5 protein-coding genes and 1 pseudogene are annotated in these 7,300 nt (G+C 70.1%); 2 read left to right on the top strand and 4 right to left on the bottom strand.

Annotated elements, in window-relative coordinates; genetic code table 11:
* The 3 genes and pseudogenes from NN2_RS29800 to lspA all read right to left on the bottom strand — a co-directional run.
* Positions 1-374, bottom strand: a pseudogene (locus tag NN2_RS29800) (hypothetical protein); the annotation flags it as partial.
* Between the two features lie 12 nt (positions 375-386).
* Positions 387-1,313, bottom strand: coding sequence for an RluA family pseudouridine synthase (locus tag NN2_RS29795; protein WP_030514692.1), 927 nt, complete (start codon positions 1,311-1,313; stop codon positions 387-389).
* Positions 1,310-2,056, bottom strand: coding sequence for a signal peptidase II (gene lspA, locus NN2_RS29790; RefSeq protein ID WP_063017907.1), 747 nt, complete (start codon positions 2,054-2,056; stop codon positions 1,310-1,312). The genes NN2_RS29795 and lspA overlap by 4 nt, the downstream gene beginning before the upstream one ends.
* A gap of 112 nt (positions 2,057-2,168) precedes the next feature.
* On the opposite strand from lspA, the gene NN2_RS29785 reads away from it, so the two are divergent.
* Positions 2,169-3,164 (top strand): hypothetical protein, encoded by a 996-nt coding sequence (locus NN2_RS29785; protein WP_227462937.1) that lies wholly within the window; start codon positions 2,169-2,171, stop codon positions 3,162-3,164.
* On the top strand, positions 3,152-3,859 hold the full coding sequence (locus NN2_RS29780) for a sensor domain-containing protein (protein ID WP_063910913.1): 708 nt from the start codon (positions 3,152-3,154) through the stop codon (positions 3,857-3,859). The genes NN2_RS29785 and NN2_RS29780 overlap by 13 nt, the downstream gene beginning before the upstream one ends.
* A gap of 5 nt (positions 3,860-3,864) precedes the next feature.
* Here the strand turns inward: NN2_RS29780 and NN2_RS29775 are convergent, their stop codons facing one another.
* Positions 3,865-7,134 carry an arabinosyltransferase domain-containing protein gene (locus NN2_RS29775; protein ID WP_156511510.1) on the bottom strand — a complete coding sequence of 1,090 codons (3,270 nt, stop codon included), beginning with the start codon at positions 7,132-7,134 and terminating at the stop codon, positions 3,865-3,867.
* Between the last annotated feature and the right edge of the window lie 166 nt (positions 7,135-7,300).

Below are 7,300 nucleotides of genomic sequence, written 5' to 3'. Positions count from 1 at the left end.
GCCGCCTGCGCGGACCGCAGCGCGGCGGTCCCGGCCGGGACCGGCACGGTGATCACCGGGGTGTACACGCGCTCGATCGGAACGTGGTAGAGCACCTGCGAAATACGCAGTCCCGCACCGATGTCGACGACGGCAGCGGTGTTCAGGCCGGTATCGGAGGTCACCAGCGCCCAGCGGGGCGCGGTGTCGGCGCCGGACAGCGATTCGTGCGCGCGCTCGAGATAGTCGGCGACGCGTTCACCGGAGTCCGGCCCGAGCCGGTCGGTGCCGAGGACCGACGCGCGCGGCGGCCGCGCCCAGCCCAGGACCACGACGGCGATCAGCAGCACCACCACGACCGCGAAACCGATTGCGGGGCGCCACTTCTCACTCACCGGCCGCACCCGTCACACCGCGCGCAGCACATCCAGGGCATGCTCCAGATCGTCGGGATAGTCGCTGGTGATCTCGATCCAGCGGCCGTCGGCGGGATGGGCGAAGCCGAGACTGCGCGCGTGCAACCACTGCCGCTGCAGACCCAGCCGCTCGGCCAGTCGCGGATCGGCGCCGTAGGTGAGATCACCGCAGCAGGGGTGGCGGATCGCGGAGAAGTGCACGCGGATCTGATGGGTGCGCCCGGTTTCCAGGTGGATGTCGAGCAGGCTCGCGGCCTGGAACGCCTCGACGGTGTCGTAGTGGGTGACGCTGGGCCGGCCGTCGGCGGTGACCGCGAATTTCCAGTCGTTGCCGCGGGCCCGCCCGATCGGGGCGTCGATGGTGCCGCTGGAGGGATCCGGATGTCCCTGCACCAGCGCGTGATAGCGCTTGTCGACCGTGCGCTGTTTGAAGGCCCGCTTCAGCACCGTGTAGGCGTGCTCGGACTGCGCCACCACCATCACCCCGGAGGTGCCGACGTCGAGCCGGTGCACGATGCCCTGGCGTTCGTGCGCGCCGGAGGTCGAGATGCGGTACCCCATCGCGGCCAGTCCGCCCACCACGGTGGGACCCGACCAGCCGACACCGGTGTGCGCCGCGACGCCGACGGGCTTGTCGACCGCGACGATGTCGTCGTCGGCGTAGAGGATCTTCATGCCCTCGACCGGAGTGGCCTCGACGGTGAGCTCCCGTTTCGGTTCGGGGAACTCCACTTCCAGCCAGGCCCCGGCCACGAGCCGATCGGACTTCCCCGCCGCGGCGCCGTCGATCTGCACCGAACCGTCCTCGGCCAGTGCGGCGACCGCCGTCCGCGACAGGCCGAGCAGCCGCGAAAGCCCGGCGTCGACCCGCATGCCGTCCAGACCGTCGGGGATCGGCATGGCTCGTGTCTCTCTCATTCGCCCGCCTTCCCGTCCTGATCGTCACCGGCGTGGGCGCCCTCGTCATCGTCGTGGCCGGCGCGGGTGCCGTCGGGTTCGAATCCGAACACCGTCAGCACCACCAGAAGAATCGCCCCGCACACGATCGAGGAATCGGCGACGTTGAACACCGGCCACCATTTGGTGACGGCGATGAAGTCGATCACATGTCCCTGCAGCGGGCCGGGCGAACGGAACAGCCGGTCCACCAGATTGCCCAGCGCACCACCGAGGACCAGGCCGAGACCGATCGCCCAGCTCAGCGAGCGCAGGGTGCGGCCGATGCGGATCACCCCGATCACCACGGCGACCGCGATCAGGGTCAGCAGCCACGTCATGCCGGTGGCCATGGAGAAGGCCGCGCCGGAATTGCGGATGAGGGTCAGCCGCACCACGTCGCCGATGACCGAAATCGGTTCGCCGGGGGTCATCTTCGCCACCACCAGGGCCTTCGTGCCGAGGTCCACGGCCAGCACGACGGCCGCGATCAACAGCAGCCACGGCAGGCGGCGCGGGAAGGCCGCCGGGGTGCCGGAGGTCCCGTTCGTCGCGGAATCGCCGGGAGCGCCGGCGCCCGAGCCGTCCCGCGCCGGAGCGGAATCCGCGCTGTCGCCGCGGGTGCCGGATCCGTCGTCGCGGTCGGCGCCCCGATCCGCCGCGGATTCGCGCGGGGGTTCGTCGGGGTCGTCGAGGTGCTGCTCACGCGGCCGGTCCGTATTCACAGCTAGACATCATTCCTTATCACGTCATCACCGGTTCGCGGTGCTGTCACCCAGCGCGTGGCCGGACGGGAGTCAAAGCTGTTTTTCAGGAATCGGTCGTACCCTGTTCGGCGTGACGGTGTTGTCTTCCCACTCCTGCGCCTCGGTGACCGGTCTGCGCCCCGCGGGCGCGTCCGGCCGGGGCCCGAATCCGCGCGCGGTGCGCTCGGGAGTGCTGTTGATGGTGCTGGCGGTGACCCTGTCCGCGCTCGGCGTCGGTTGCAGCGACGGGACCGAGGCCACCAGCGACGCCGAGGTCGAGCCCTCGGGTTTCGGCAAGGAGGTCACCCTGCCGATCTCCGCCGCAGTCGCCACCCTGGTCACCCCGGGCGAGGAACCGCACGCTCCGCTGCGCCCGGCCGTGCGCCCCGGCACCTCCCAGCAGGTGACCCTGCGCACCGACCACCACGTCGAACAACAGATCAACGATCAGGCGGTGCGGGACTTCTCGCCGCCGTCGGTGGCCATTCCGCTGACCGCGGACGCGAAGGCCGACGGGGTGGACCTCGTCCTCGGCACGGCCACGTCACCGGACCCGGCCCTGGATCAGCAACTGGTCGCGGCCGACGGATCCCACGCCGGCATCGAGTTCACCGACCTCGGCGCCGTCACCGCGCTGCGGATGGCACCGGCCCCGTCGACGCCCGACACCGCGCGCGCCGCCATCGAACAAGCCTTCTACCAGGCGGTGTACGAGGCGATCGCCTTCCCCGCCGACGCGGTCGGCGAGGGTGCGGTGTGGACGGTGCATCAGCGCGTCTCGGGAGTGGTTCCGCTGGACCAGATGACGACCGCGACGCTCACCAAGCGCGACGGCAATCTGCTGACCATCGCCCTCGACATCACCCAGACGCCGAAAACGGCCACCTGGCAGCTGCCCAACAATTCGGGCGACCTCGACATCATCGACTACCTGATGCACGGTGCGGGCACCATCACCGTGGATCTCGGCCTGCCGCTTCCCGTTTCGGGCGCGATCACCATCGGCGGCAATCAGTGCTACCGCGATCCGCACACCGATGTGCTGCTGCGCCAGGACGTCCGGACGCAGGTGCGATGGGGCGAGTGAATCGCGCCGCGGTCGTGCTCGCGGGCGTCGTCGTCGGGGTGAGCGCATGCGGGCACCACGACGATTCGCTGCCGTCGCTGCCCGCGACGGCGACCGTACCGCCGATCACCGCCCCGGCCGTCACCGATTCCGATGCGCTGCGGGCGCGATTGCTCACCCCGGCCGATCTTCCCCCGGGGTTCACGCAGCTCGAGGACGCCTCGGCCGGTAACGGGCAGACGCCGCCGGACCGCTCCCACACCGATCCGGCCGAATGCGCGAAAGTGCTGGCACCCGTGGGTGATCTGTACAGCGGGCCGTCCGCCCGGGGCGCGGTGCACTACTCGTCGCCGAACTTCTCGAGCATCGATATCGATATCGCCAGCTACGCCGACGGCAATGCGGCGCAGGCGTTCGCGGCGGCGCAGAAGCTGCTGCGCGACTGCCGCAGCTATTCCGGCACCGACGCCGACGGCACCTCCGTCGACTACCGGCTGGGCGGGCTCGATCAGCCGAAGGCCGGTTCCGCGTCGAGCTCGTTCCAGATCCGCACCACCAGCGGCGGCATGTCGCTGTATTCCGCGGCCACGATCGCCGTCGTCGGCAGCAGCGTCGTGCAGATCGCGGAAACCTCACCGGCGCAGGTGGATCCGTCCTCGCTGCAGGACCTCACCACCAAGCAGGTCCGGCGACTGGAAGGCGTCGCCGGACCGTAGGGGCCTCACCCCCAGGCGGTGTTGATGTGGCCCGGATTCCACATGCCGCCGTGGGTCTCCCGAGTCACCGTGGGCACCGCGGCGGTCGCGGAGGTGTCGCGCGGTGTCAGCCGCTGCAACTCACCCCAGTCCCGGCGCCAGTCGTCCTTCAGATACGTGGCCAGGGTCTGCGAGCTCAGCAACTGCTGGCTCCAGCCCAGCGGGCCGCCGCCGTCGTGGCTCTCCCACAGCGTGGTGTCGTGCGCGGCGGTGCGATCGGGCAGGATGCGCCAGCTCGGAACCTGTGCGATCCCGTCGCGGTGATCGTAGGGCCGCTGGCACGGGAACTGCAGTCCCACCGCCCAGTCCAGCAGCACCGGGCTGCGCGAGCCCACCATGTCCTGCAGGGTCGTGGTGCGCGGGACGCGCGGCGGCGTCAGCGCCACCCACTGGTTGGGGTCGCGGCTGCTGTCCTGGGCGACGATGCGGATCACATCGGCCTGCGGCGGAATCTGGCCGAACGGCACCCGCAGGTTGCGCCACGACGGCGTCGGCCCGATATCGACCGGGATCACCGAGCCCAGCGCATGCGCCTCGGTCGGTGAGTCGCTGGTGCCGTATTCGATCTCGACGCGCTGGCCCGGGGTGACCACGCCGTCCTTGTCGACCGAGCGAATGCGCCCGGCCGCGGTGATCGCCACGATGCCGGTGCGCTCGGCGGCCGGGGGCAACCGGTACCAGCCGGTGGTGAGTTCGGCCGGATCCTGCTCACCGGCGGTGCCCAGTTCCGGTGTGGTGGCCGAGTCCAGGCCGTACGGCAGTGGCGCACCGGCGGTTTGGGTGCCGGCCTCGCCCTGGTTCTTCCCGCTGTCGAAGGCGCTGGAGATACTGCTGCTGTTTGTCGGCTCCCCCTCCGGGGTCAGATCGCCGACCCCGTTGGGCACGAATCCGGTGGCGCCGGCGGTGAAGGTCGTCTGCGGATCGCCGGTCAATGGCGGCAGCATCGAGGCGTTGGGATCGGTTTCGACCAGCACATCGTTGGCCAGCCCGCACGGTTTGCCCAGTACCGCATCCACATTGGAGCGGGCCAGCGAGAACGCCGGATACTGGGCGACCGCCCCCTTGGCGAACGAGGCCATCTCGAACACCACCAGCAGCGCCGCGGCCACGGTCAGCGGCGGGATCTTCGCCCATCGCCACGCCGGTCGCGAAATCCGGTGCGGGGTACCGGGTTCCGGTGCGCGCACATGCCACCATCCGGCCAGTGCCAGCAGCACCACGGCCACGGCGAGGAAGACCTTGCTCAGCCCGAAGCCGTGGACCGACGGCGGTTTGTCCCACCACGGAATGCCGTAGCTGGACACGTACCACCATTCGTTGACGCTGGTGAAGATCTGCGCCATCACCAAGGCCACCACGGCGCCGAACAGCGCCCGGTTGCGCGGCGACCGCATCACCCGCGGGCCGACCGCGACCGCGGTCAGCACCGCTACCGCACCGGCCAGTCCGGCGTACACGCCGTTGTGGTGGGTGAATTTGGTGGGTGTGGTCGCCATCAGCAGCATCGACGCGAAGGTGATGCCGAGCAGCCGGCGCGCCGGCCCGCCCGCCGTGAACGGGATCCGCCCGCCCTTGCGCAGCAGGACGAAGACACAGACGAGCAGGCCCAGCCACATCGCCACCATGCCGAAGCGTCGCCCGATCGAACCGTCGGCGGTCGGCATGAACAGCCACTGATAGTTCAGGTAGTCGTTGTACCAGGGGTCGGACGGGCCGACCGCGGTGTGCACGCGGCGCATCTCGAACATCGCCGAGAGCGGCTGCACCGCGAACGCGAAGGCCAGCACCAGGGCACCGGCAGTCGCCAGCGGCGCGAGCAGGGCACCGTAGCCGTACCCCACGGCCCAGCGGGAGCGGGGTTCACCGGTCCGCGGATCGGCGGCCAGCTCGCGCGCCCGGGCACTGCCGAAGCGGAACACCGAGCGCATCCCGGCAAGCAGCGGCGCCACGCAGATCACGCCCGAGGGTGCCGCGGTGAAACTGAACGCCGCCACCAAAATCGCGATCGCATACGGCAGCAGGCGCCGGGTCGCGATGGCACGTTCGACGAAACACCAGGTGAGCAGGACACAGACCGCGATCACCGGTTCCGGCCGCAGACCGTTGTTGTAGGGCAGCCAGACCGCCAGGAAGATCAGCGCGCCGGTCCACACCGCCACCCGGTCGTGGCGCACCGCCACCCCGAGGCGGGGAATCACCTCCCGGCTCAGCGCCAGCCAGGTGACCACACCGGCCAGCAGCGTCGGAATCCGCATCCACGGACTCGCGGTGCTGATCTCGGTCATATGCGCGATGATGTCGTACGGCGGTGTGCCGACCGGGTTCTCGGGCACACCGAAGAACCGGAAGTAGTTGGCCATATAACCCGACACCAGCGACGCGCGCGCCATGCCGAACTGATAGCCGTCGTCGGAGGTGGTCGAGCCGATGAAATGCCAGATCACCAGTCCGCCCAGGACCACGGCGTCGACGGCGCCGAAGCTCCACCAGCGCTGCGGCAACCAGCGCCGGATGCGACGGCCGTCGAGCCGGTCCAGGCGGAACAACGCGGCCAGCGCGATGAGGGTGAACACCACCGCCAACACGGTCGCGATCCGCTTGATCACGGTGGGCACCACGGAGAATCGGCTGTCGACCTGAGCGGTGACGCTGGTTCCGGCGGCCCGGGTCAGGTCGCTGTACACGCCCACCAGCTGCGGTCGCCAATCACCCTGCAGCGTCACCGGTTTCGCGTCGGTACCGGTGAAAGTTGCTGTGGTGTGCGAGATTTCGGAATGCACCGTGAACACGCAGTCGCCACCGAGCCGGTCCACCGGCACACTGGCCAGAGACTGATTGCGCAGCACCGCTTCGAACTGACCGGGCTTACCGTCGGTGCCGGGCCGCACCCGCGCGACGAAACCGTAGCGCTCCAGGTCCGGGGCGCCGGCCGGGATGGTCGCGGTCAGCGTGGAGCCCTGCGCGGGCAGCTGCGCGATCGCCGCGCACGGGACGGTGGCGTCGAAGGTCAGCGGGGCGTAGGAGACCAGCGGCGCGTCGATGCCGCGGGTCGAGCCCTGCTGCGGCCACGACAGCGTCGTGTGGTCGACCTGGACCGGCAGCAGCGGTACGGCGATGGCGCACAGGGCGCCCAGGAGGCCTGCGATCAGCGCGATCGGCTGGGCCCAGCGAGCGAGTCGTGACCGGTCGACCCGGTGTCCCTGTCCTGCCGCGGGCGTGTCGTCCGCCCTCACCATCGTGTCGGTCACGGAGGCAGATGCTAGCGCGGGGTGTCCGGGACGAGCGAAGTCGTCCGACCTTTCTCAGTCTTTGTTTAGTTTCGTTGTGACTCCGGCACGGCATAGCCCCTCGTCATCGCCCTGCCGACGACTCGGGCCGGCGTTCCGCGCGGAACGCCGGCCC

Source organism: Nocardia nova NBRC 15556, from assembly GCF_001613005.1.
Taxonomy (GTDB): domain Bacteria; phylum Actinomycetota; class Actinomycetes; order Mycobacteriales; family Mycobacteriaceae; genus Nocardia; species Nocardia nova.
Note: the sequence above shows the minus strand (reverse complement) of the source record. Positions and strands in the feature narration are given on the sequence as shown.

What these genes read in the sequence shown, in the direction of transcription:
- NN2_RS29795 (WP_030514692.1), bottom strand. Translation starts at nt 1,313, where the DNA reads ATGAGAGAGACACGAGCCATGCCGATCCCCGACGGTCTGGACGGCATG.
- NN2_RS29775 (WP_156511510.1), bottom strand. Translation starts at nt 7,134, where the DNA reads ATGGTGAGGGCGGACGACACGCCCGCGGCAGGACAGGGACACCGGGTC.
- NN2_RS29780 (WP_063910913.1), top strand. Translation starts at nt 3,152, where the DNA reads ATGGGGCGAGTGAATCGCGCCGCGGTCGTGCTCGCGGGCGTCGTCGTC.